This is a genomic window from Kitasatospora phosalacinea (assembly GCF_000716545.1).
Taxonomy (GTDB): Bacteria; Actinomycetota; Actinomycetes; order Streptomycetales; family Streptomycetaceae; genus Kitasatospora; species Kitasatospora phosalacinea.
Genome location: NZ_JNWZ01000024.1, coordinates 63330 through 82843, shown reverse-complemented (window position 1 = coordinate 82843; position 19514 = coordinate 63330). Strand labels below are relative to the sequence as shown.

General features: G+C 74.6%; 20 protein-coding genes. 10 read left to right on the top strand and 10 right to left on the bottom strand.

All coding sequences use genetic code 11. The annotated features are described in order from the left end of the window. The 3 genes from OO48_RS14755 to OO48_RS14745 form a co-directional block, all read right to left on the bottom strand. On the bottom strand, nt 1-2111 hold a 2111-nt coding region (locus OO48_RS14755; RefSeq protein WP_033216108.1), incomplete at its 3' end, for a glycosyl hydrolase family 28-related protein. Between the two features lie 220 nt (nt 2112-2331). Continuing rightward, on the bottom strand, nt 2332-2853 hold the full coding sequence (locus tag OO48_RS14750; RefSeq protein WP_081952123.1) for a carboxymuconolactone decarboxylase family protein: 522 nt from the start codon (nt 2851-2853) through the stop codon (nt 2332-2334). A 183-nt stretch (nt 2854-3036) separates the two neighbouring features. Beyond that, nucleotides 3037-4020, bottom strand: coding sequence for an ArsR/SmtB family transcription factor (locus OO48_RS14745; protein ID WP_033216106.1), 984 nt, complete (start codon nt 4018-4020; stop codon nt 3037-3039). Between the two features lie 375 nt (nt 4021-4395). On the opposite strand from OO48_RS14745, the gene OO48_RS14740 reads away from it, so the two are divergent. Then, nucleotides 4396-5619 (top strand): MFS transporter, encoded by a 1224-nt coding sequence (locus OO48_RS14740; protein ID WP_051732136.1) that lies wholly within the window; start codon nt 4396-4398, stop codon nt 5617-5619. 366 nt (nt 5620-5985) lie between these two features. Here OO48_RS14740 and OO48_RS14730 read toward each other — a convergent pair whose 3' ends face one another. Next, complete coding sequence (locus OO48_RS14730; protein ID WP_033216102.1) at nt 5986-6996, bottom strand: zinc-binding dehydrogenase; 1011 nt, start codon at nt 6994-6996, stop codon at nt 5986-5988. A 152-nt stretch (nt 6997-7148) separates the two neighbouring features. Between OO48_RS14730 and OO48_RS14725 the strand changes: the two genes are divergently transcribed. Further along, complete coding sequence (locus OO48_RS14725) at nt 7149-7757, top strand: TetR-like C-terminal domain-containing protein (RefSeq protein ID WP_245194647.1); 609 nt, start codon at nt 7149-7151, stop codon at nt 7755-7757. A 9-nt stretch (nt 7758-7766) separates the two neighbouring features. After that, nucleotides 7767-8330, top strand: coding sequence for a chloramphenicol phosphotransferase CPT (gene cpt / locus OO48_RS14720; protein ID WP_209439486.1), 564 nt, complete (start codon nt 7767-7769; stop codon nt 8328-8330). Nucleotides 8331-8355: 25 nt separating this feature from the next. Here the strand turns inward: cpt and OO48_RS14715 are convergent, their stop codons facing one another. After that, nucleotides 8356-9129, bottom strand: coding sequence for an SDR family NAD(P)-dependent oxidoreductase (locus OO48_RS14715; protein WP_033216100.1), 774 nt, complete (start codon nt 9127-9129; stop codon nt 8356-8358). Between the two features lie 232 nt (nt 9130-9361). On the opposite strand from OO48_RS14715, the gene OO48_RS14710 reads away from it, so the two are divergent. Continuing rightward, nucleotides 9362-10231, top strand: coding sequence for a helix-turn-helix transcriptional regulator (locus OO48_RS14710; protein ID WP_051732135.1), 870 nt, complete (start codon nt 9362-9364; stop codon nt 10229-10231). Here OO48_RS14710 and OO48_RS14705 read toward each other — a convergent pair. Continuing rightward, on the bottom strand, nt 10221-11015 hold the full coding sequence (locus tag OO48_RS14705) for an aminoglycoside phosphotransferase family protein (protein WP_051732134.1): 795 nt from the start codon (nt 11013-11015) through the stop codon (nt 10221-10223). The genes OO48_RS14710 and OO48_RS14705 overlap by 11 nt on opposite strands. 135 nt (nt 11016-11150) lie before the next feature. Here OO48_RS14705 and OO48_RS38310 point away from each other — a divergent pair, with 135 nt between their 5' ends. Then, nucleotides 11151-11294 carry a hypothetical protein gene (locus OO48_RS38310; protein ID WP_157845456.1) on the top strand — a complete coding sequence of 48 codons (144 nt, stop codon included), beginning with the start codon at nt 11151-11153 and terminating at the stop codon, nt 11292-11294. A gap of 7 nt (nt 11295-11301) precedes the next feature. Here OO48_RS38310 and OO48_RS14700 read toward each other — a convergent pair whose 3' ends face one another. Further along, the gene (locus OO48_RS14700) at nt 11302-13794 is read right to left on the bottom strand and encodes a DEAD/DEAH box helicase (RefSeq protein ID WP_425338542.1); all 2493 of its coding nucleotides are present in this window, start codon (nt 13792-13794) and stop codon (nt 11302-11304) included. Between the two features lie 203 nt (nt 13795-13997). On the opposite strand from OO48_RS14700, the gene OO48_RS14695 reads away from it, so the two are divergent. Next, nucleotides 13998-14318: a hypothetical protein gene (locus OO48_RS14695; protein ID WP_033216096.1), complete on the top strand. Its 321-nt coding sequence runs from the start codon at nt 13998-14000 to the stop codon at nt 14316-14318. Between the two features lie 28 nt (nt 14319-14346). Here the strand turns inward: OO48_RS14695 and OO48_RS14690 are convergent, their stop codons facing one another. After that, on the bottom strand, nt 14347-15297 hold the full coding sequence (locus OO48_RS14690) for a beta-ketoacyl-ACP synthase III (protein ID WP_033216094.1): 951 nt from the start codon (nt 15295-15297) through the stop codon (nt 14347-14349). 194 nt (nt 15298-15491) lie between these two features. Here OO48_RS14690 and OO48_RS14685 point away from each other — a divergent pair, with 194 nt between their 5' ends. Further along, nucleotides 15492-15971 (top strand): GNAT family N-acetyltransferase, encoded by a 480-nt coding sequence (locus tag OO48_RS14685; RefSeq protein WP_033216093.1) that lies wholly within the window; start codon nt 15492-15494, stop codon nt 15969-15971. A 33-nt stretch (nt 15972-16004) separates the two neighbouring features. Here OO48_RS14685 and OO48_RS14680 read toward each other — a convergent pair whose 3' ends face one another. After that, nucleotides 16005-16598 carry a hypothetical protein gene (locus tag OO48_RS14680; RefSeq protein WP_033216092.1) on the bottom strand — a complete coding sequence of 198 codons (594 nt, stop codon included), beginning with the start codon at nt 16596-16598 and terminating at the stop codon, nt 16005-16007. A 184-nt stretch (nt 16599-16782) separates the two neighbouring features. On the opposite strand from OO48_RS14680, the gene OO48_RS14675 reads away from it, so the two are divergent. Beyond that, nucleotides 16783-17397, top strand: coding sequence for a TetR/AcrR family transcriptional regulator (locus OO48_RS14675; RefSeq protein ID WP_033216091.1), 615 nt, complete (start codon nt 16783-16785; stop codon nt 17395-17397). Nucleotides 17398-17427: 30 nt separating this feature from the next. Here OO48_RS14675 and OO48_RS14670 read toward each other — a convergent pair whose 3' ends face one another. Beyond that, complete coding sequence (locus tag OO48_RS14670) at nt 17428-17778, bottom strand: PRC domain containing protein (RefSeq protein ID WP_033216089.1); 351 nt, start codon at nt 17776-17778, stop codon at nt 17428-17430. A gap of 136 nt (nt 17779-17914) precedes the next feature. Between OO48_RS14670 and OO48_RS14665 the strand changes: the two genes are divergently transcribed. Both OO48_RS14665 and OO48_RS14660 read left to right on the top strand, forming a co-directional pair. Continuing rightward, a complete protein-coding gene (locus tag OO48_RS14665) occupies nt 17915-18511 on the top strand; it encodes a hypothetical protein (protein ID WP_209439485.1) in 597 nt (198 codons plus the stop codon). 159 nt (nt 18512-18670) lie between these two features. Further along, nucleotides 18671-19513: a nitrilase-related carbon-nitrogen hydrolase gene (locus OO48_RS14660; protein WP_033216087.1), complete on the top strand. Its 843-nt coding sequence runs from the start codon at nt 18671-18673 to the stop codon at nt 19511-19513. Nucleotide 19514: the final 1 nt, after the last annotated feature.

Below are 19514 nucleotides of genomic sequence, written 5' to 3'. Positions count from 1 at the left end.
CAGTAGGTGGTGGCGTCACCGTCGACCGCGTTGCCCGGCCCGTAGGTCTGGCTGGTGCCGGACGCGGTGGCCGGGCGGCCCTGGGCCAGGTTGCCGGTGCCGCTCGGGCAGACCGGCGGGGTGGAGGCGGAGGGCGACGGGGACGGCGAGGCCGGGGCGGAGGAGGACGGGGACGGGGACGGGGTCGGCGAGGAGGTGCCGCCGCCCACCGGTACGCCGTTGTACGTCCAGACCGGCGCGGGCCACTGGCCGGTGCAGGTCGAGCCGCTGAGACCGGAGTTGCCGCCGCCGTCGGTGATCTGGAAGCCGGTGCCCACGCAGTTGTGGATCGGGGTGGCGGCCTGCGCGATGTTCTTGGCCTTGACGTTGGTGAACTTCATCTGCGCGTTGGCCTGCGCCTGGACCGCGTAGGTGCCCGCGCCGTCGATGTTCACGTTGGTCAGGTTGACGCCGGTGACACCGCCCTCGATGGTCTGGATCGCCTCGTAGGAGCTGTCCAGGATGTCGGTGTCGGTGACGTTGATGGTCGCGCCGGTGATCGGCTCGTTCAGGCCGTCGAACCAGATCGCGCCGACGCCGAACTGCCAGTTGTAGTCGCTGTTCCCGGTGCGGATCAGGGTGTTGCGGGCCGCGGTGATCGTGCCGGAGACGGCGGTGCCGTTGCCGGAGGTGACACCCGGGTAGCGGTTGGCGATGTGCAGGCCGCCGCCGTTGGTGATGGTGTCGGCCATCACGTTGTCCGAGATGGTGAAGTCCTTGCCGCCGTACGTGACGATGTTGTTGGCGAGGATCGGCAGGACCACCGTGTTGTGGGTGAAGCTGTCGTTGACGTTCGCCTGCCGCTCCGGCCAGGAGGCCAGGCCGTCGTCACCGGTGTTGCGCAGGAAGGTGTTGGTGACCGTCGAGTTGGTCACGCCGGTGTGGAAGTTGACGCCGTCCGCGGTCTGGTCGAGGATCCGGCTGTTCTTGATGGTGAAGCGGTCCATCGGACCGTCCATCCAGGCGCCGACCTTGGTGTGCTGGATCCACAGGTTGTCCACGGTGGAGTTGGACATCGCGCCGCCCAGGCCGTTGACCTGGTCGTCGTCGACCCGCTCGCGCACGTCGCCGATGATGGCGAAGTCCTTCAGCGTGACGTTCTGGCTCGGGCCGCCGGCCTCCTGCGGCCGGACGCCGCCGCCGTAGCCGCCGCCGGCCACGTACTTGCCGTAGACGCCCGCCGCCCGGTTGCGGTTGATCGGGTCGCGCCCGCCCAGCACGCTGTACCAGGGGCCCGCACCGGCCAGCGTCACCTTGTCGACCACCACGTGGTCGTACAGCGTGAAGTTGCCCTGCGGGATGTAGACCGTCCGGCCCTGCGCCGCGCCGGCGTCGACCGCGGCCTGGAACTTGGCGGTGGAGTCGGTGGCGCCGGTGGGGTCGGCGCCGAAGTCCGCGACGACGTCGATCGCGTTCGCGGGCTTGCCGATCGGGTCGGCGACCTTCTCGAAGTCCGCCAGGTCGATGGTGAAGCTCGGCGACTGCGCGGTGGAGGACACCTGCAGCCGGATCTTCGTTCCGGCCGGGTAGGTGGTGCCCAGCAGGGTGCGGGTCTCGTCGAAGAAGTGGTGCGGGTTGCTGTCGCCCGGGTTGTTGTTGAACGGGTAACCGCCGTAGTACCAGCTGTACTTGGAGGTCACGCCGACGCTCTTCAGCTTCTGCCCGTTGACCAGCAGGTCCATCGAGGCGTCCCGCCCCTTGCCGTCCGGCGAGTCCGGCAGGCTGTAGCGGAAGTCGATCGAGTTGGCGGGCGCGGTGAGCGTGAACTCCACGTACTGCCCGGCCGAGTTGAGCGTCACGGCCTGCCGGCCGGAGGCTTCCGAGGCCAGGTGGCCGTACAGCCGGTCCGGCCCGACCACGGTGCCGTTGGTGGCCGCGTACTCGGCCTCCTGCTCGATGAACGGGACGCTCGCGCCGCGGTTCGCGACGGCCAGCGGGGACAGCGCGGGGACCGCCGCGGCGTGCGCCGCACCGGCGTTGACGAAAGCGGCCGCCAACAGGCCGGTGGCGCCCAGCGCGAGAGTGGTCAGTGACGCGACGGTCCGCCTGGCGCGGGTGGGGGGATTCTGCATGGGTGACCGTGCTTCCTGCATGGGGGAGGGCCCGGGTGGTGGCCGGGCGTGCCGAGCGTAGGGCTCGGCACAGCAGGAAGTCCACGGGTGAACGCAAAAAAGGTACAGTTTGACGCAAGATCAGCTGTGGAGGATTGATGAAATCCGACTGCGACTCGCGGACGGGGAGTCGCGGGGGAAGTCGCGGGAGCCGTTCGAGGGGAAGGGCCCTGGCGGCGGACTACGCACCTTCTCCGGGGGTGGGGGCGGCGGCCGGGTCCGGCAGGTCTGCCGGGTCCGCCGGGTCCGCCGGGGTGACGGGCAGCAGGCCGCGCTCGGCGAAGACCTGCTTTGCGGCGAAGGTCGCGTTCAGCGCGCGCGGGAAACCGCAGTAGACGGCGGTGTGCAGCAGGGCCTCGACGATCTCCTGCGGGGAGAGGCCGACGTTCAGCGAGGCGTTGACGTGCACGCGGAGCTGGGGCTCGCAGCCGCCGAGCGCGGTGAGCATGCCCAGGGTGACCAACTGGCGGTCGCGGGGCGGCAGGCCCGGGCGGGCGTAGATCTCGCCGAAGCCCCAGGCGGCGACCTGGTGGGCGAGTTCGGGCGAGATGTCGGAGAGCGCGGCCAGGACGGCCTCGCCCGCGTCGCCGTCGATCCGGCCGAGGACCTCCAGGCCGTGGTCCAGGCGTTCCTGCCGGGTGGTCGCGGCGTCGGTAGCGGAGGCGCTGGTGGTGTTGACGGGGGTGGTGGGGTCGGTGGTCATGTCGGGGCTCCCGGGTCTCGTGTGCTTCCTGGTTGCGGTGCGAACGTGGGAAACAGTAGGAGTTGGAGTGTGCTCTAGGGCAAGCTGCCCGGCCGGGCGCCCGGCTGCTTGCCCGGCCGCGCGCCCGACCCGCCGACCCGCCGACCGGCCGAGCGGGCCCGGCGCCTCAGCCCGCCGAGCCGGTCAGCCCGCCGAGCCGATCAGGGCGTCGCCCATCGGGGTGCGCCGGTAGAGCACCGAGCGGCCCGCCCGGGCCCGGGAGAGCAGCCCGGCGGCGCGCAGCACGGCGAGGTGGTCGGCGACGGCGCCGGGGGCCTGCCCCAGGGACCGGGCCAGGTGGGTGGTGCTGGCGGGGCTGTCCAGGGCGGCCAGGATCCGGGCCCGGGACCGGCCGAGCAGCGCGGCCAGCGCCTCGGGCGGGACGGCGGACCCCGGCTCCCACAGCGCGGAGATGCCCCGGGCCGGGTAGATCAGCGTGCAGGGCCACGGCTCCTCGTGGTGCGCGGCGAAACCCGGCCAGACGAACACCGAGGGCACCAGCAGCAGCCCCCTGCCGCGCAGCGAATAGGTGGTCGTCTCGTCGAACGGCGGGATGTCGATGCCGCCGTCCCGCCAGCGGACGTTCTCGTGCAGCCCGGCCAGCGCCGCCGCCCACCCGCGCCGCCCCAACTCGCCCGCCCGGTGCACCACATCGCGTTCGCACAGGGCCCGCAGCTGCGGCCAGTCCCGGGCCAGCAGCTCGTGCCACGCCCGGTCCAGCGCCTCCGCGACCAGCCGGACGGCGTCCGGCGAGTCCAGCACCGCCCGGGCCTCCCGGTCGGTCTCCGGCCGGGCCGCCAGACAGGCGCGGATCTCGGCCCGGGCCGCCTCCGGCGGCGCCGCCAGGATCGCGGCCAGGTCGTCCGCCCAGGTCTGGTCCATGCCGCGCGGCGGAATGGCGATGAAGTCCGCCCCGAACCTCGGATTGTGCAACGCCAACGCCGCCCGCACCGCCGGATCCTCCCGCAGCCGGACGAACGCCGGCCGCAGCCGCTCCCGCCACCCCGGCGGCAACGCCCGCTCTCCGCCCCGGTCCAACAACCGCAGCAGGTTGGCGAGTTCGAACGCCGGGGAGAGCGCGAACCGGCTGCGCGCCAGGTCCTCCGCGGCGACCTCGTACCTCAGCACCGGCCGGCCTCCTCGCCGATCCGTGCCCGACACCGCTCCGGTCCGGCAGGTCCGGTCGGCCCTGCCGGTCCTGCCGGTCTTGGCGGGAAGGGGAGTTCGAGCGCGAAGCCGCAGCGCGCGGCGGCCCCGCGGCCCAGTGCCCCGCAACCCCCGCAGCCCCCGCCGGTCCGCGTTCGGGCCGGTGCGCGGGGCGGGCGCGGCGTACCGGCGAGTCCGTCCTGCGGCATGTGGCGGCCCTGCCTCTCCCCGTCGACTTCCGGTTCCCGGTTCCCGGCTTCCGGCCCGCCGCCTCCGGTCGGGCGCGGTACCCCGCGACCTTACGTCCTGGGACGAATCTCTCGCTCGCGCGGGGCTCCCGGGGCCAGGCTGCTCGGCATGACGACCTATCGCGAGGTGCTGGGCGATCCACGCTTCCGGCTGCTGTTCACCACCCGCACCCTCGGCATCGTCGGGGACTCGCTGCGGATCACCACCCTGGCCGTGCTGATCTACGCGGGCACCGGCTCCGCGCTGCTGAGCGCCGTCGCCTTCGGGATCGGGTTCCTGCCGCAACTGCTCGGTTCGATGCTGCTCGGTTCGCTCACCGACCGGCTGCGCCCCCGGCGGCTGATCGCCCTCGGCTACCTGCTGGACGGCGCCGCCGCGGCCCTGCTCGCGCTGGTCCGGCTGCCGGTCGCGGCCAGTCTGCTGCTGGTGGGCGTGGTCGCGGTGTTCACGCCGGTGTTCAACGGCGCCTCCAGCCGGTTGGTCGCGCAGACCCTGCACGGGGACGCGTACGTGCTGGGCCGGTCGCTGAGCAACGCCGCCTCCTCCGGCGCGCAACTGCTCGGCCTGGCCGGCGGCGGCATCACGGTCGCCCTGCTCGGACCGCGCGGCGCGCTGCTGGTCGCCGCCGGCCTGCACCTCGCCAACGCCCTGGCGATCCGCCTGCGCCTGCCCGATCTGCCGGCCCGGCGGCGGACCGACGGCTCGGTGGTGGGGCAGAGCTGGCGCGGCAACGGCGAACTGCTGCGCGGCACCGCCGTGCGCCGCCTGCTGCTGGCCCAGTGGCTGCCGTCCGCGGCGGTGACCGGGGCCGAGTCGCTGGTCGTCGCGTACGCCGGGGTGCGGGGCTTCCCGGCGGGCGGGTACGGCTTCCTGCTGGCCTGCCTGCCGATCGGGATGCTCGTGGGGGACGTGCTGGTCGGCCGCTTCGCCGCCCCCGCGACCCGGGAACGCCTGGTGGCGCCGCTGGCCGCGCTGACGGGCCTGCCGCTGCTGGTCTTCGCCCTGCCCGCCCCGCTCCCGCTGTGCGCCGCGGCCCTGCTGGTCGCCGGCTTCGGCTTCGCCTACGCGCTCGGCCTGCAACGCCCCTTCCTGGACGCGCTCCCCGCGGACGGCCAGGGCCAGGCGTTCACCCTGCTCGGCTCCGGCAACATGACCCTCCAGGGCGTCGGCCCCGCGCTGTTCGGCACCCTGGCGGTCCTCACCGGCACCGGCCCCGCGATGGCCGCCGCCGGCGCGGCTGCCGTCCTGGCCGCCCTGTGGATCGCCACCTGGTACCGCCCGGCCCGCGCCGGGGCCCCCACCGCCGCCCCCGAACCGGTGCGGGCGGCCTGAGCGGGGACGGCCCGCGCGGCCACTCCCCGGACGGGAGGGGGTCCGGGTCCTCCAGGACGGGGATGCAGGGCGACAGCAGCGGTTCCAGGTGCTCGGTCACCCGTCCGCGCACCATCCGCAGGACGCGGACATCCGCAGGACGCGGACCTCGTTCCACCGGTCGGGGTCCCCGTCGTCCGCACGCGCCCGCACGTCGAGCAGGTAGCGGCTGGTGATCTCCCGCCCCCGCCACCCGATCTCCTCGACGGCCTCCGGGGTGCGGGCCGGTTCACCGTCGTCATCGTCGGCGGCGGCGCTCGTCAGGACGCACGTCCAGCCGTGGCACTCGAACACGGCCGCAGCCTGACAGCGCCCCCGGACGGACCGTCAGGGCTTGAGGATCAGCCGGATCGGGTCGCCCTGCTTGGTGTGCAGGCGTTCCACGGCCTCGGCGGCCCGCTCCAGCGGGAGGACCTCGCTGACGGAGCGGGAGAAGTCCAGTCGGCCGCCCGCGGCGAGGGCGATGAGCTGGGGAACGGCGGCGTCCTCGGAGCCGTAGTGGCCGAGGATCTGCTGCTGGAGGTACGAGAAGCGGATGCTGTGCGTGATCGTCAGCGGCTTGTCGGTGAGCCCGACCAGCACCAGCCGACCGTGCGGCCCGAGCACCGTCATGGCCTGCTCGCGGACGGCGGGCACGCCGGCGAAGTCGAACGCGGCGGCCAGGCCCGCGCCGCCGGTGGCCGCGCCGATCTTGGCGGCGAGCTCGGGGTCGGCCGAGTCCAGGGCGAGGTCCGCGCCGAAGGCGAGGGCGCGCTCGCGGGCGGCCGGGGCCGGGTCGACGGCGACGATCGGGTTGGCGCCGATCGCGCGCAGCAGCTGCACGCCGTGCGCGCCCAGGCCGCCCACGCCCCAGACGCCGACCGGCTCGGCCGGGCGGACGCCGCCGGTGGTGGTCACCGCGCCCCACGGGGTGGAGACCGCGTCCGGGATGATCGAGCCCTGCTCGAACGGGATCGACTCGGGCAGCGCGAACAGCGTGTCGACCCGGGCCAGCGCGTACTCGGCCCAGCCGCCGTCGTAGTCCACGCCGCGCGTCCAGGTGATCCCGTCGCGCTTCTCGCCGGCCTGCAGCACCACCCGGTCGCCGACCTGCCAGCGGCCCGGCTCCGGGCCCGATTCGGCGACGGTGCCCGCGACTTCGTGGCCCAGCGTGACGCTCTCGCCGGGCAGGTACAGCGGGGTGAGGGTGCCGTCGATCAGGTGGACGTCGGACAGGCAGACGCCCGCCGCCTCGACCTTGACCAGCACCTGGCCGGGGCCGGGCACCGGACGCTCCACCTCCTCCACGCTCAGCGTGCGGGTGGGCAGGTGCAGGCGGACGGCGCGCATCGTAGCCATGGTCGGTCCTCTCCGGTCGACGGCAGGCGGCGAGCCGTCGTCGGCCTCGTTGCCGCGGGCGACACCCCGGGGGATATCGCAAGGTGACTTGCGTTGTCGAGGCTACGTCGCGGCCCGGTGCAACGCAAGGTGGCCTGCGTTAGGCTCCGGGTGTGCCCCAGGACGAGACTCCCCAGGTCAAGGCCGCCGCCCCGCTGCGCCGCCGCGGCGCCGCGATGCGCCGGGCCGTGCTCGACGCCACCGTGCGCCTGCTCGCCGAAGGCGGGCTGGAGGCCGCCAGCGTCGCGGCGGTCGCCGCCGCCGCCGGCGTCCACGAGACCTCGGTCTACCGGAACTGGGGCACCCGCGAACAACTGCTGCGCGAGGCGCTCGCCGACTACACCGACCAGGCCGTACCGCTGCCCGACACCGGCAGCCTGCGCGAGGACCTGCGCCAACTCCTCACCGCGCTCGGCGCGTTCCTCGACGCCCCGGAGGGCCCGGCCCTGCTGCACCTGAGCATCGCCCCCGCCAACGCCGAGACCCGCAGCGGGCGCGACGCCTACTGGGCCGACCGCCTCGCCCGCGCCGAGCGGCTCCTGCACCGGGCCGCCGCCCGCGGCGAGATCCGCCCCGACGCCGACCCCCGGGCCGCCGTCGAGGCCCTGATGAGCCCGCTGTTCGCCCGCCACCTGCTGCTCGGCGAACCCGTCACCCCCGACTACGTCACCGCCCTGGTCGACCTCGTCCTGGACGGCCTCGCCCCGCGCCGTCACCGCTAGGGTGAAGCGGTGACGACCCGGGTGATCGTGCTCAACGGCGGTTCCAGCAGCGGCAAGTCCAGCCTCGCGCGGGCGCTCCAGGCGGCGCTCCCGCGACCCTGGCTGGCCTTCGGCATCGACGACCTGGTCGAGGCCCTGCCCCCCGCCCTGCTGGAGGACGGCGACGGCGGTGGCGAAGGCGGCGACGGCATCGGGTTCGCCGCCGACGGCACCGTCTCCGTCGGCGACGGCTTCCGCGCCCTCGAAGCCGCCTGGATGGCGGGCGTCGCCGCCACCGCCCGGGCCGGGGCGCCGGTCGTCGTCGACGACGTGTTCCTCTCCGGAGCCGCCTCCCAACAGCGCTGGCGCGAGGCCCTGGACGGCCTGGACGTGCTCTGGGTCGGCGTCCGCTGCGACCCGGCCGAGGCCGCCGCCCGCGAGCGCGCCCGTGGCGACCGCGCCCCCGGCATGGCCGCCGACCAGGCCGAACGCGTCCACCTCGGCGTCCACTACGACCTCGAGGTCGACACCACCCGCACCCCGCCCGCCACCTGCGCCCGCACCGTCGCCGACCGGCTCGCGCAGCGCGGTTGACGCGCCGTCACCCGCGCCCGGCCGGTCAGTCGAAGCGGCGGGTCGCGGTGATCCCGCCGTCCACCGGCAGGGTCACCCCGGTGACGTACGAGGCGCGGTCGCTCAACAGCCACGCCGCGGCCTGCGCGACCTCCTCCGCCCGGGCCGGACGCCCCAGCGGGGTCGACCGGGCCACCAGCTCGTCGAAGGGCTCGCCGAGCGCGAAGAACCGCTCGGTGCCCGGCGTGCGCACCACGCCCGGCGCCACCGCGTTGACCCGGATGCCGTGCGGCGCGTAGTCCGCCACCGCCGCCCGCACCAGGCCGGTCAGCCCGTGCTTCGCGGCCTGCTGCACCCCGTCGCCGAACCCGCCGACCAGTGCCCCCACCCCCGAGTTGACCACCACCGCCCCGCCCCGCCCGCCCGCCACCAGCGCCGCCAGCTGCGCCCGCAGGCACAGCCAGGTGCCGCGCAGGTTCAGCGCGTGCACGGCGTCCCACTCGTCCTCGGCGCGCTCGCCCAACGGCGCGGGCGACAGACCGTTGCCCGCGTTGTCGAACGCCGCGTCCAAGCGGCCGTACCCGCGCAGCGCGGTCTCCACCAGCAGGTCCGCACCCGCCGCGGTGGTCAGGTCCACGGCCACCGCCACCGCCCGCGCCCCCCGCCCCCGCAGCTCGGCCGCCAGCGCCTCCACCTCGCCCCCGCTCCGCGCCGCCAGCACCAGCGCCGCTCCCTCCCGGGCGAACAGCCGCGCGGCGGCCGCCCCGATGCCGCGCCCCGCACCGGTGACGATCGTGACCTTGTCCTCGAGAAGTCCCATACCGGAGAGGCTGGTCCACCCCGCCCCGCCCCACCAGCGGCCACCCCGACCGGGGACCGCCGATCCGGGACCGGGCAGGTCCTGGCGGACCCCGGCCGGGCGTCGGTGCCGCAGTGCGCAGCGGCCGAGCCCGGGCGGTGGCGCACGCTGTCCCGGCGGGTTCCGGCTGCGCCGGTAGCCGGGACCCGGCAGGTCCTGGATGGGCGGCGGCGGGTGTGGCAGGGTGACGCGCATGTCCGAGACTCCGCTGGGGGCGTTCCTGCGCGCCCGTCGCGCCCGGCTGGCGCCGTCCGACGTCGGTCTGGCCGCGGGCGGTCGGCGGCGGACGCCCGGGTTGCGGCGGGAGGAGGTCGCGGCCCGGGCCGGGATCTCGCCGGACTACTACGCCCGGCTGGAGCAGGGGCGCCAGCGGGTGCCGACCGGGCCGGTGCTGGACGGGATCGCGGACGCCCTGCACCTCGCCGACGCCGAGCGGGCCTACCTGCACCGGCTGGCCGGGCTCCGCCGCACCCGGACGCCCGGCCCCCGCCCCGGTGCCGAGCGGCGGGAGACGGTCTCCGCGAGCACCCTGGCGCTGCTGGACACCCTGGACGCCGCCCCGGCGTTCGTCACCGGCCCGACCTTCGACCTGCTGGCCTGGAACCGGCCCGCCGCCCTGCTGATGGCCGAGCCCGCCCGCCGGCCGCCGCACGAACGGAACCTGCTGTGGCAGGTGTTCTGCTGCCCGTACGGCTCGCGCGGCGCCGACAACCACGCCCCCGAGCGGTCGATCGGTGCGGACCTGGTCGCCTCGCTGCGGGCGCACCACGTCGACCGGCCGGCCGACCGGGCGCTGGCCGAGCTGGTCGGGCGCTTCTCCGCGGCGAGCCCGGCCTTCGCCGCGCTGTGGTCGCAGCACCGGGCCGGCCCGCCGGGGCCCGGCCGCCTGCACGTGCGCCACCCCGCGCTGGACACCGACGTGCTGGAGTACACCGTCCTCGCGCTCCCCGAACCCGGCCGGTACGTCTTCGCCTGCCTGGCCCCGCCCGGCAGCCGGGCCCGCCGCGCCTTCGCCACCGCGCCTCCAGCACCGCGCGGCGGCGCCGGGTCCGTCAGCCGATGAGGGGCGCCAGGGCGCGGCACCAGGCGTGCAGGCGCTCGGGGGAGAGGCCGGGGACGAGCGCGGCCAGGGCGGCGATCCGCTCCCGCAGGGCCTCCGGGCCGGGGGCGCCCGCCAGCACCCAGTCGACCGCGTCGAAGTCCGGGTCGCCCCAGGACGGGCGGGGGTCGATCGCCACCAGGCGGCCGCCCGGCCCGGAGAGCACGTTGGACGGGTGCAGGTCGCCGTGCACGAGCCCGACCGGACCGCCGGAGGCCAGTTCCAGGGCCGCCGCCCGGTGCGCGGCCAGGCCGGTCCTGCCCCGGCGCCCGGCGAGGTCGAACACGAAGCCGACCCGGTCGGCCAGCGGCCGCAGCGCCGACTCCTCCTCCGGCGCGGCGGGGGAGCGCAAGTCCCGCAGCAGGGCGGCGAGTTCGGGAAGGCTCCAGCCGAGCCGCCGCACCGGCGTACCGGGCGGGACGTCCGCCAGCAGCAGGGCCCCGGCGGCCGGGTCGGCCGCCAGCAGGGGAACCACCGAGGGCACGGCCGCCCAGGCCCGCAGCGCCTCGGCCTCCTCGCGCGCGATCGCGGGCTCCGGCGTCAGCTTCAGCCACACCACGGCCCCGCCGACGCCCCGCACGCACCGGAACACCCGCGAGGTCCCGCCACCGCCCGCCGCGACCACCTCCAGCCCCCACCGCCCGGCCAGTTCGCGCACCAGGGCGGGCAGCGCGTCGCACCAGTCGGCCACCCCGGCCCCGAACCGGACGGCGAACCGCGCCCGGACCTCCGGCGGTACGCGCACCATTTCTTCCACCGGGTCATCCTACGGACCCGAGCCGGGCCGTCGGAGGGCGCCGCTAACCTGCGGGGCGTCGACATCCCGTCAACCGGCGAGGCCCACACGACCGTTCGTTTCGAAAGCGGGGAGCCGTCCGGGGCGGTGGCCGAACTCGCCGCGCTGGAGCGGTCGGTGGCCGTGCTCGGGCTGATCGAGGACGGCGACGAGCCCGAGGAGGAGCCCACCGACCCCCGGCTGTGGGCCTACCTGGAGCACTACCGGGCGGAGCGGCAGCCGGAGGGCTGACGGCGGGTCAGTGCGCGCCCACCGAGGTGATCTTGACGACGGCGCGCCCCTCCTCGTCGGAGCCGTACAGGTCGACCTCGGCGGAGATGCCCCAGTCGTGGTCGCCCTTCGGGTCGTCGAAGATCTGCCGGACGCGCCACAGGCCCTCGTCCTCGACCTCCTCGACCAGCAGCATCTTGGGGCCGCGCGCGTTCGGGCCGGTGAACAGGTCGTCGTACTCCTCCCAGTACCCGTCCATCGCGTCGGCCCAGCGGTCGGCGTTCCAGCCGTACTCGCCGTCGAGCTCGGCCAGCTCGTCGTAGTGCTCCAGCGCGCACAGCTCGACCCGGCGGAACAGCTCGTTGCGGACCAGGACGCGGAAGGCCCGGGCGTTGGCGGTGACCGGCGCGGGCTTGTCGTCCAGGCGGACCTCGCCGGCCTCCGGCTCGGTCGGGTTGGCCAGCGCCTCCCACTCGTCCAGCAGCGAGGAGTCGACCTGCCGGACGAGCTCGCCCAGCCAGGCGATGACGTCCTTCAGGTCGTCGGTCTTGATGTCGTCCGGGACGGTCTGCTCCAGGGCCTTGAACGCGCCCGCCAGGTAGCGCAGCACGATGCCCTCGGTGCGGGCCAGCTCGTAGAAGCCCACGTAGTCGGTGAAGGTCATCGCGCGCTCGTACAGGTCGCGCACCACGGACTTCGGCCGCAGCGGGTGGTCGCCGATCCACGGGTGCGCCCGGCGGTACACCTCGTAGGCGTGGCCGAGCTGCTCCTCCAGCGGCTTCGGGTAGCCGATCTCCTGGAGCCGGTTCATCCGCTCCTCGTACTCGACGCCGTCGCGCTTCATCTCCGCCACGGCCTCGCCGCGCGCCTTGTTCTCCTGCGAGGCGAGGATCTGCCGCGGGTCGTCGAGCGTCGCCTCCACCACCGAGACCACGTCCAGCGCGTACGAGGGCGACTCCGGGTCGAGCAGGTCGAAGGCGGCCAGCGCGAAGGTGGACAGCGGCTGGTTGAGCGCGAAGTTCTCCTGCAGGTCCAGGGTCAGCCGGGCGATGCGGCCCTCGGCGTCCGGCTCGTCGAACTGCTCGACCACGCCGCCCTCCCGCAGCGAGCGGTAGATGGCGATCGCGGCGCGGATGTGGCGGCGCTGCGCCGGGCGGTCCTCGTGGTTGTCGGTCAGCAGCTTGCGCATCGCCTCGAAGGCGTTGCCCGGCCGGCCGATCACCGACAGCAGCATCGCGTGGCTGACCTTGAACCGGGAGACCAGCGGCTCCGGGTCGGCCCCGATCAGGCGCTCGAAGGTCTCCTCCGTCCAGGACACGAAGCCGTCCGGGGCCTTCTTGCGGACCACCTTCTTGCGCTTCTTCGGGTCGTCCCCGGCCTTGGCCAGTGCCCGGTCGTTCTCCACCACGTGCTCCGGCGCCTGCGCCACCACCTGGCCGACGGTGTCGAACCCGGCGCGGCCCGCCCGTCCGGCGATCTGGTGGAACTCGCGGGCCCGCAGGATCCGCACCCGCTGCCCGTCGTACTTGGACAGCGCCGTGAACAGCACCGTGCGGATCGGCACGTTGACGCCCACCCCGAGGGTGTCGGTGCCGCAGATCACCTTCAGCAGGCCGGCCTGCGCCAGCCGCTCCACCAGGCGGCGGTACTTGGGCAGCATCCCGGCGTGGTGCACGCCGATGCCGTGCCGCACGTACCGGGACAGGTTGCGGCCGAACTTGGTGGTGAAGCGGAAGTTGCCGATCAGGGAGGCGATCGCCTCCTTCTCCTGCTTCGAGCACATGTTGATGCTCATCAGGGACTGCGCCCGCTCCACCGCCTCCTTCTGCGTGAAGTGGACGACGTACACCGGCGCCTGGCCGGTGTTCAGCAGCTCCTCCAGCGTGTCGTGCAGGTTGGTGCGCCGGTACTCGTAGAACAGCGGCACCGGGCGCGTCGCCGAGCGCACCACGGTGGTCGGGCGGCCGGTGCGGCGGGTCAGGTCCTCCTCGAAGCGGCGCACGTCGCCGAGGGTCGCCGACATCAGCAGGAACTGCACCTGCGGCAGCTCCAGGATCGGGATCTGCCAGGCCCAGCCGCGGTCCGGCTCGGCGTAGAAGTGGAACTCGTCCATCACGACCTGGCCGATGTCGGCGCGCGGGCCGTCGTGCAGGGCGATCTGGGCCAGCACCTCGGCGGTGCAGCAGATGATCGGCGCGGTCGGGTTCACCGAGGCGTCGCCGGTCATCATGCCGACCTGCTCGGTGCCGAAGACCTTGCACAGGTCGAAGAACTTCTCCGACACCAGCGCCTTGATCGGCGCGGTGTAGAACGTCCGCTTGCCCTCGGCCAGCGCGGCGAAGTGCGCGCCCGCCGCGACCAGCGACTTGCCCGAGCCGGTCGGCGTCGCCAGGATCACGTTGTTCCCGGAGACCAGCTCGATCAGCGCCTCCTCCTGGGCGGGGTAGAGGGTGATACCGCGCTCCGACGCCCACTCGGCGAAGGTCTCGAACAGCGAGTCGGGCGTGGCGGGCTTCGGCATCAGGTCCAGGAGGGTCACCCCGCTATCTTGCCCGTCCGGGATCACCGCGGGCAAAGCTCGCCCCCGCACCACCGTTCGCCCCCGCGCTCCGGCCGAACGAGTGGTTGCCCCGGGCGACCGGTACGTCACGCTGCGTGACGGAGATGATGCGGATCGATCGCCCCCGAACCGATCGGGCGGCGCGAAGCACCCGAAGGGCACCCATGCGCAAGCGAACCCTCGGCCTCGGCCTCGGCCTGGCCGCCACCCTGCTGGCCGTCGGGGCGGGCCCCGCCGCCGCCCTCGAACCGGAGACCGTCACCGCCGTCGGCTCCCCGAGCGGCGTCGAAGCCATCTGCCCGCAGGGCCTGACCCCCGGCGACGCCCACGTCGCCAACGGCGACGGCTCCCCGCTCGGCCCCGACCAGCGCTGGCGCATCACCACGATCGAGGGCGGACGGGGCAGCGCCGCCTGGATCGCCCCCTACGACGGCTCCCCGCCGCCGCCGGAGAGCATCTCGCTCACCGTCAGCTGCACCTGCTGACCGGTTCTCCGGCGGCCCTGGGCCGGTCTCACGGGCAGGTGACCACCTGGCCGGCCCAGGACAGGCCGCCGCCGAACGCGAACAGCAGCACCCGGGCGCCGGAGCGCAGCTCGCCGCGCTCCACCAGCTTCGCCAGCGCCAGCGGGACGGAGGCCGCCGAGGTGTTGCCGGAGTCCACCACGTCCCGGGCGATCACCGCGTCCTCGGACAGGCCGAGCTTCTGCACCAGCGACTCGATGATCCGCAGGTTCGCCTGGTGGGTCACCACCCCGTCCAGCTCCGCCGGGCTCAACCCGGCCGCCCGGCACGCCTGTTCGGCCAGCGCGGGCAGCTCGGTGGTCGCCCACCGGAACACCGCCTGGCCGTCCTGCTCGAACTGCGGGTGCCACGCGTCCAGCAGCCGCACCGCGCTCGCCCGGGTCGGGTCCGAGCCCCAGACCACCGGGCCGACCGCGCTGTCCGTGCCCCCGGTGGCGGACAGCACCGCCGCGCCCGCGCCGTCGCCCAGCAGGATGCAGCTGCGCCGGTCCGTCCAGTCGACCAGGTCCGACATCTTCTCCGCGCCGATCACCAGCGCGTGCTTCGCGGCGCCCGCCAGCAGCGAGTGGCTCGCCACCGACAGCGAGGTGCAGAAGCCCGCGCAGCCGTTGTTCAGGTCGAACGCCACGGCGGACGGGATGCCCAGTCGGCCCGCGACCTGCGCGGCGATCGACGGGCAGCGGTCCACCGCGCTGCAGGTGGCCACCGTGACCTGCCCGATGTCCGCCGGGTCCAGCCCGGAGGCGGCCAGCGCCTTCGCGGCCGCCCCCGCCGCCAGGTCGGTCACCGACTCGTCCGCCCCGGCGATCCGCCGGGTCACGATCCCGGTGCGCCGCCGGATCCACTCGTCGTTGGTGTCCACCATCGTCGCCAGCTCGTCGTTGGTGAGCACCCGGCTGGGCTGGTGGTGGCCGAGAGCGGCTATCCGGACTCCGGGCATGGCGTTCCCCTTCCGCGGCGGCACCCGACCGGTGCCGGGGGCGACGGCCTGGAATATAGCAACCGACCGATCGGAAGCTAAACGGCGGCCCGAAGGGTGGACGGGTGGAGTGCCGGACTCCGCCGGGCGCGGCCCCGCGCCGCTGGGCGGACGTGGCAGGCTGGGGCGGGCGGCGGAAGGGGAGGTGTCGGGCGATGGGTGACGGTCCCGTGCTGGAGGGGGAATGGACCAGGCTGGTCCCGACCGGGGAGGACGACCTGGACCTGCTGGCCGGCTGGTTCGCCGACCCGGCGTTCGTCGAGCACTGGGGCGGGGCGCCGCTGCCGCGCCGGGAGGTGGCCGAGAAGTACCTGGGGCGGCGCCGCCCGCGGGTCGAATCGTTCCTGGTCCGGGCCGACGGCGGGCCGGTGGGCTACGCCCAGTACTGGTGGTCCGGGCCGGACGGCGGCGGCATCGACCTGGTGCTGCTCCCGGCGGCCCGGGGCCGGGGCCTGGGGCCGGACGCCGCCCGGGCGCTGGTCGCCCACCTGCGCGGGGAGCTGGGGTGGCGCCGGGTGACGGTCGACCCGGAGCCGGGCAACGCCCGGGCCGTGCGCGCCTGGGAGAAGGCCGGCTTCCGGCGGGTGCCGGGCGGGGACGGGAACCTCCTGATGGAGCACCGCCCCGAGCCGTGACGCCCGGGCGTCCCCCGTCCGCCGGTCCTCGGGTCAGTCCGCCGGGTCGCCGGTGAAGGCGGCCGGGCCCGGGGCGGTGCGCGCCTCGGTGCGGCGGCGCAGCTCCGGCGGGCAGGCGGGGTTGCGGACGGCGGTGCACCGGACGTTCCGGTCGGGGTCGCGGGCGAGTTCGGCCAGCAGGTCGGCGGGTGCGTGCGGGTTCGAGGCCGCGGCCACCCGGACGGTCCGGACGTCCTCCGCCGCCCGCCACAGCGCGTCGACGTCGCCGGTCCGCCGGGTGGCGGCCCGCCGCACGAGCTCCGAAGGGTCGTCGAGCAGCCCGTCCACCAGGTCGGACGGCACCCGGGGGTGGGCGAGCACCGCGACGAGGACGTCGACGGCCTCGCTGGTCGCCAGCGCGCGCAGCAGGTGCTCCGGCAGGTCCTCCCGCAGGCGGGGACCGGTGCGCCGGCCGTAGTCGACGGTCCACTCGTCGGGGTGGTGCCGGTCGGGGGAGCGGAGCGTCCGGTCGCAGCCGGGCGTGAAGACGGCACGGCAGAGCGGCTCTCCCTCCGTGCCTCGCTCCGGGCGGTCCTCGGTGCGTTCCTCGGTGCGTTCCTCGGTGCGTTCCTCGGTGCGTTCCTCCACGGCGTCCTCCTGGGGCGGCGGTCGGGCAGCTATTAGCGTCAGATGGACGATAACATCTTTTCGTCGCTGTGACGAAAAGCGGGGGCGGCGCGGTCCGCCGCGCCCCCGGGGCGCACGACGTAGGATTCCGGGCCGGGGCGCGGATCGGTGGCGTCCGGACGAGCCGGAGCACGGAGGAGGAACGATGAGCCCGCGCAGCACCGTGGTCGAGGCCCGCCGGACCCGGGCCCGGATCATCGACCGGAGCGTCGCCCTCGCCTCGGTGGACGGGCTGGAAGGGCTGACCATCGGACGGCTGGCCGGTGACCTCGGGCTGTCCAAGGCGGGCGTGCTGGGGCACTTCGGCACCAAGGAAGCCCTCCAACTGGCCACCCTGGAACGGGCGTCCGCCCTCTTCACCGCCCTGGTGTGGGATCCGGCGGCGGCCGTCGACCCGGGCCTGCGCCGGCTGCGGGCGGTCTGCCAGAACTGGATCGACTACCTGGAGCACGCCCGCGAGGTCTTCCCCGGCGGCTGCCTGTTCACCACCGCCGCCGTCGAGTTCGACGCCCACGACGGGCCGGTCCGGCGCAACGTGGCCCGGCTGCTGATGGTCTGGCGCCGCCGGCTGGCCGGCGAGGTCCGGCTCGCCGTCGAAGCCGGCGACCTGTCCGCCGACACCGACCCCGAGCAGGTCGTCCACGAGCTGACCGGCATCTACCTGGCGCTCAACCAGGCCCTGCAACTGCTCCGCGACCCGCTCGCCGCCACCCGCACCCGCCGCGCCCTGGACCGCCTGCTGCCCGCCGTCGCCTGCTGAGCCCCCGACGGGCCGGGCCGCCGCGCGGGGTCAGAGGGTTCCGCCGCTGTAGTAGCCGCCGAGCCGGTCGCGGTAGGCCGGGTCGTCGCCGTGGTGGCCGCCGTCGCGGGCGGGCGAGTTCTTCACCTCGTCCCTGGTGCGGTCCAGGAACACGGTCCTCCCGTCGTGGTCGACCCGGGTGACGGTGCCGGCCGGGAGCAGCACCTCGCGGCCGAAGATCCACGGGCCGGTGTCGACCACGAGGTAGCCCGCGCCGACGTCCTCGGTGTGTCCGTCGACCTTGCCGATGTGGCCGTCGATCGCCTCGACCCGGTAACCCGTCAGGTCCGAGCCCGCGGTGTACCCCTCGGCACCCTCGTAGTCCCACAGTCCGTCGGCCACAGCCGCCTCCTCCGTCCGTCCACGTAGATCCCCCGGTGGGACCCGGCTGCCCCGGCGGCGCCCGGTCATGCCCCGGGCGGGGCGGGGCCGTGTGGCGTGCGGGTCCGGTGCCGCGCCGACGGGCTAGGGTCGGCGGATGGACGCACCTCCGGAGCAGGAACAGCCGTCCCCGCGCGGGCCGGACCGGCGCCGTCCCCGCCGCTGGCGGGAGGTCTCCCCCACCCGCCGCGGCCTGGTGCTGGCGTGGTGGGGCTTCACCCTCACCTTCGGCTTCCTGCGGCTGCTGACCTGGCTGATCCACATCGACGCCGCCGGCGTGGGCAACGTCTCGGCGGGCGGCGTCCACCTCCACCACTACGTGTGGGGCATCCTCGTCCTGATGATCGTCGGGGCGCTCGGCCTGGTCGAGCGGTCGCCGCGCTGGCGGACCTGGATGGGCCTGGCCTACGGCACCGGCACCGCGCTGATCGTCGACGAGACCGCCAACCTCGTCAATCTGAGCGACGTCTACTGGGAACACTCCGGCGGGATCAGCATCGCCGTCGCGCTCATCATCATCGGAGCCGTGGGCGGCGCCCTGGCCTTCACCCACCGGGACGAGTCCGGGCCGGGCGGGGCCGGGCCCGACGCGGGCGAGCCCGGCGAGAGCGAACCCGGGGAGAGCGAACCCGGGGAGAGCGAGCCCGGCGAGAGCGGGCTCGGCGAGAGCGGGCTCGGCGCGAAAAAGGAATGACCGGCGGAAAATCGGAGGAATGCGCGGGTCGGCCAATTTCCCGTTCCTCCCGCGTGGCACCCGGCCATTCGCCGCGGAACTCCTAGTCTCAACGCTCTGAAGCGCTACCGCGCCATTCCCCGCCGCGCCTTCGCGCCGTCGAGACGAGGAGTTACGGCCATGAGTCGTGTCGTCAGGGCAGCCCTGTTCCAGACCGCGTGGACGGGCGACAAGGAGACCATGCTCGCCGCCGCCGAACGCGCCGCGCGCGACGCCGCCGGGCAGGGCGCGCGGATCATCGGGTTCCAGGAGGTGTTCAACGCCCCGTACTTCTGCCAGGTGCAGGAACCCGAGCACTACGCCTGGGCCGAGCCCGTCCCGGACGGGCCCACGGTGCGGCGGATGCGGGCGCTGGCGAAGGAGCTCGGCATCGTGATCGTCGCGCCGGTGTACGAGATCGAGCAGGCCGGTTTCTACTACAACACCGCCGCCGTGATCGACGCCGACGGCAGTTACCTGGGCAAGTACCGCAAGCACCACATTCCGCAGGTGCACGGATTCTGGGAGAAGTACTACTTCAAGCCCGGAAACCTCGGCTGGCCGGTGTTCGACACCGCGGTCGGCAAGGTCGGCGTGTACATCTGCTACGACCGGCACTTCCCGGAGGGCTGGCGGGCGCTCGGCCTGGCCGGCGCCGAGATCGTCTACAACCCGTCGGCGACCAGCCGCGGCCTGTCCGGGTACCTGTGGCAGCTGGAGCAGCCCGCCGCCGCCGTCGCCAACGAGTACTTCGTCGCCGCGATCAACCGGGTCGGCGTCGAGGAGTACGGCGACGACGACTTCTACGGCACCAGCTACTTCGTCGACCCGCGCGGCCAGTTCGTCGGCGAGGTCGCCTCCGACAAGAGCGAGGAACTCGTCGTCCGCGACCTCGACCTCGGAACGATCGACGAGGTCCGCCGGCAGTGGGCGTTCTACCGGGACCGGCGCCCGGACGCCTACGGCCCGCTGACCGAGGGCTGAG

What these genes read in the sequence shown, in the direction of transcription:
- OO48_RS14750 (WP_081952123.1), bottom strand. Translation starts at nt 2,853, where the DNA reads ATGACCACCGACCCCACCACCCCCGTCAACACCACCAGCGCCTCCGCT.
- OO48_RS14740 (WP_051732136.1), top strand. Translation starts at nt 4,396, where the DNA reads ATGACGACCTATCGCGAGGTGCTGGGCGATCCACGCTTCCGGCTGCTG.
- OO48_RS14730 (WP_033216102.1), bottom strand. Translation starts at nt 6,996, where the DNA reads ATGGCTACGATGCGCGCCGTCCGCCTGCACCTGCCCACCCGCACGCTG.
- OO48_RS14715 (WP_033216100.1), bottom strand. Translation starts at nt 9,129, where the DNA reads ATGGGACTTCTCGAGGACAAGGTCACGATCGTCACCGGTGCGGGGCGC.
- OO48_RS14710 (WP_051732135.1), top strand. Translation starts at nt 9,362, where the DNA reads ATGTCCGAGACTCCGCTGGGGGCGTTCCTGCGCGCCCGTCGCGCCCGG.
- OO48_RS14705 (WP_051732134.1), bottom strand. Translation starts at nt 11,015, where the DNA reads ATGGTGCGCGTACCGCCGGAGGTCCGGGCGCGGTTCGCCGTCCGGTTC.
- OO48_RS14700 (WP_425338542.1), bottom strand. Translation starts at nt 13,794, where the DNA reads ATGCCGAAGCCCGCCACGCCCGACTCGCTGTTCGAGACCTTCGCCGAG.
- OO48_RS14695 (WP_033216096.1), top strand. Translation starts at nt 13,998, where the DNA reads ATGCGCAAGCGAACCCTCGGCCTCGGCCTCGGCCTGGCCGCCACCCTG.
- OO48_RS14690 (WP_033216094.1), bottom strand. Translation starts at nt 15,297, where the DNA reads ATGCCCGGAGTCCGGATAGCCGCTCTCGGCCACCACCAGCCCAGCCGG.
- OO48_RS14685 (WP_033216093.1), top strand. Translation starts at nt 15,492, where the DNA reads ATGGGTGACGGTCCCGTGCTGGAGGGGGAATGGACCAGGCTGGTCCCG.
- OO48_RS14675 (WP_033216091.1), top strand. Translation starts at nt 16,783, where the DNA reads ATGAGCCCGCGCAGCACCGTGGTCGAGGCCCGCCGGACCCGGGCCCGG.
- OO48_RS14665 (WP_209439485.1), top strand. Translation starts at nt 17,915, where the DNA reads ATGGACGCACCTCCGGAGCAGGAACAGCCGTCCCCGCGCGGGCCGGAC.
- OO48_RS14660 (WP_033216087.1), top strand. Translation starts at nt 18,671, where the DNA reads ATGAGTCGTGTCGTCAGGGCAGCCCTGTTCCAGACCGCGTGGACGGGC.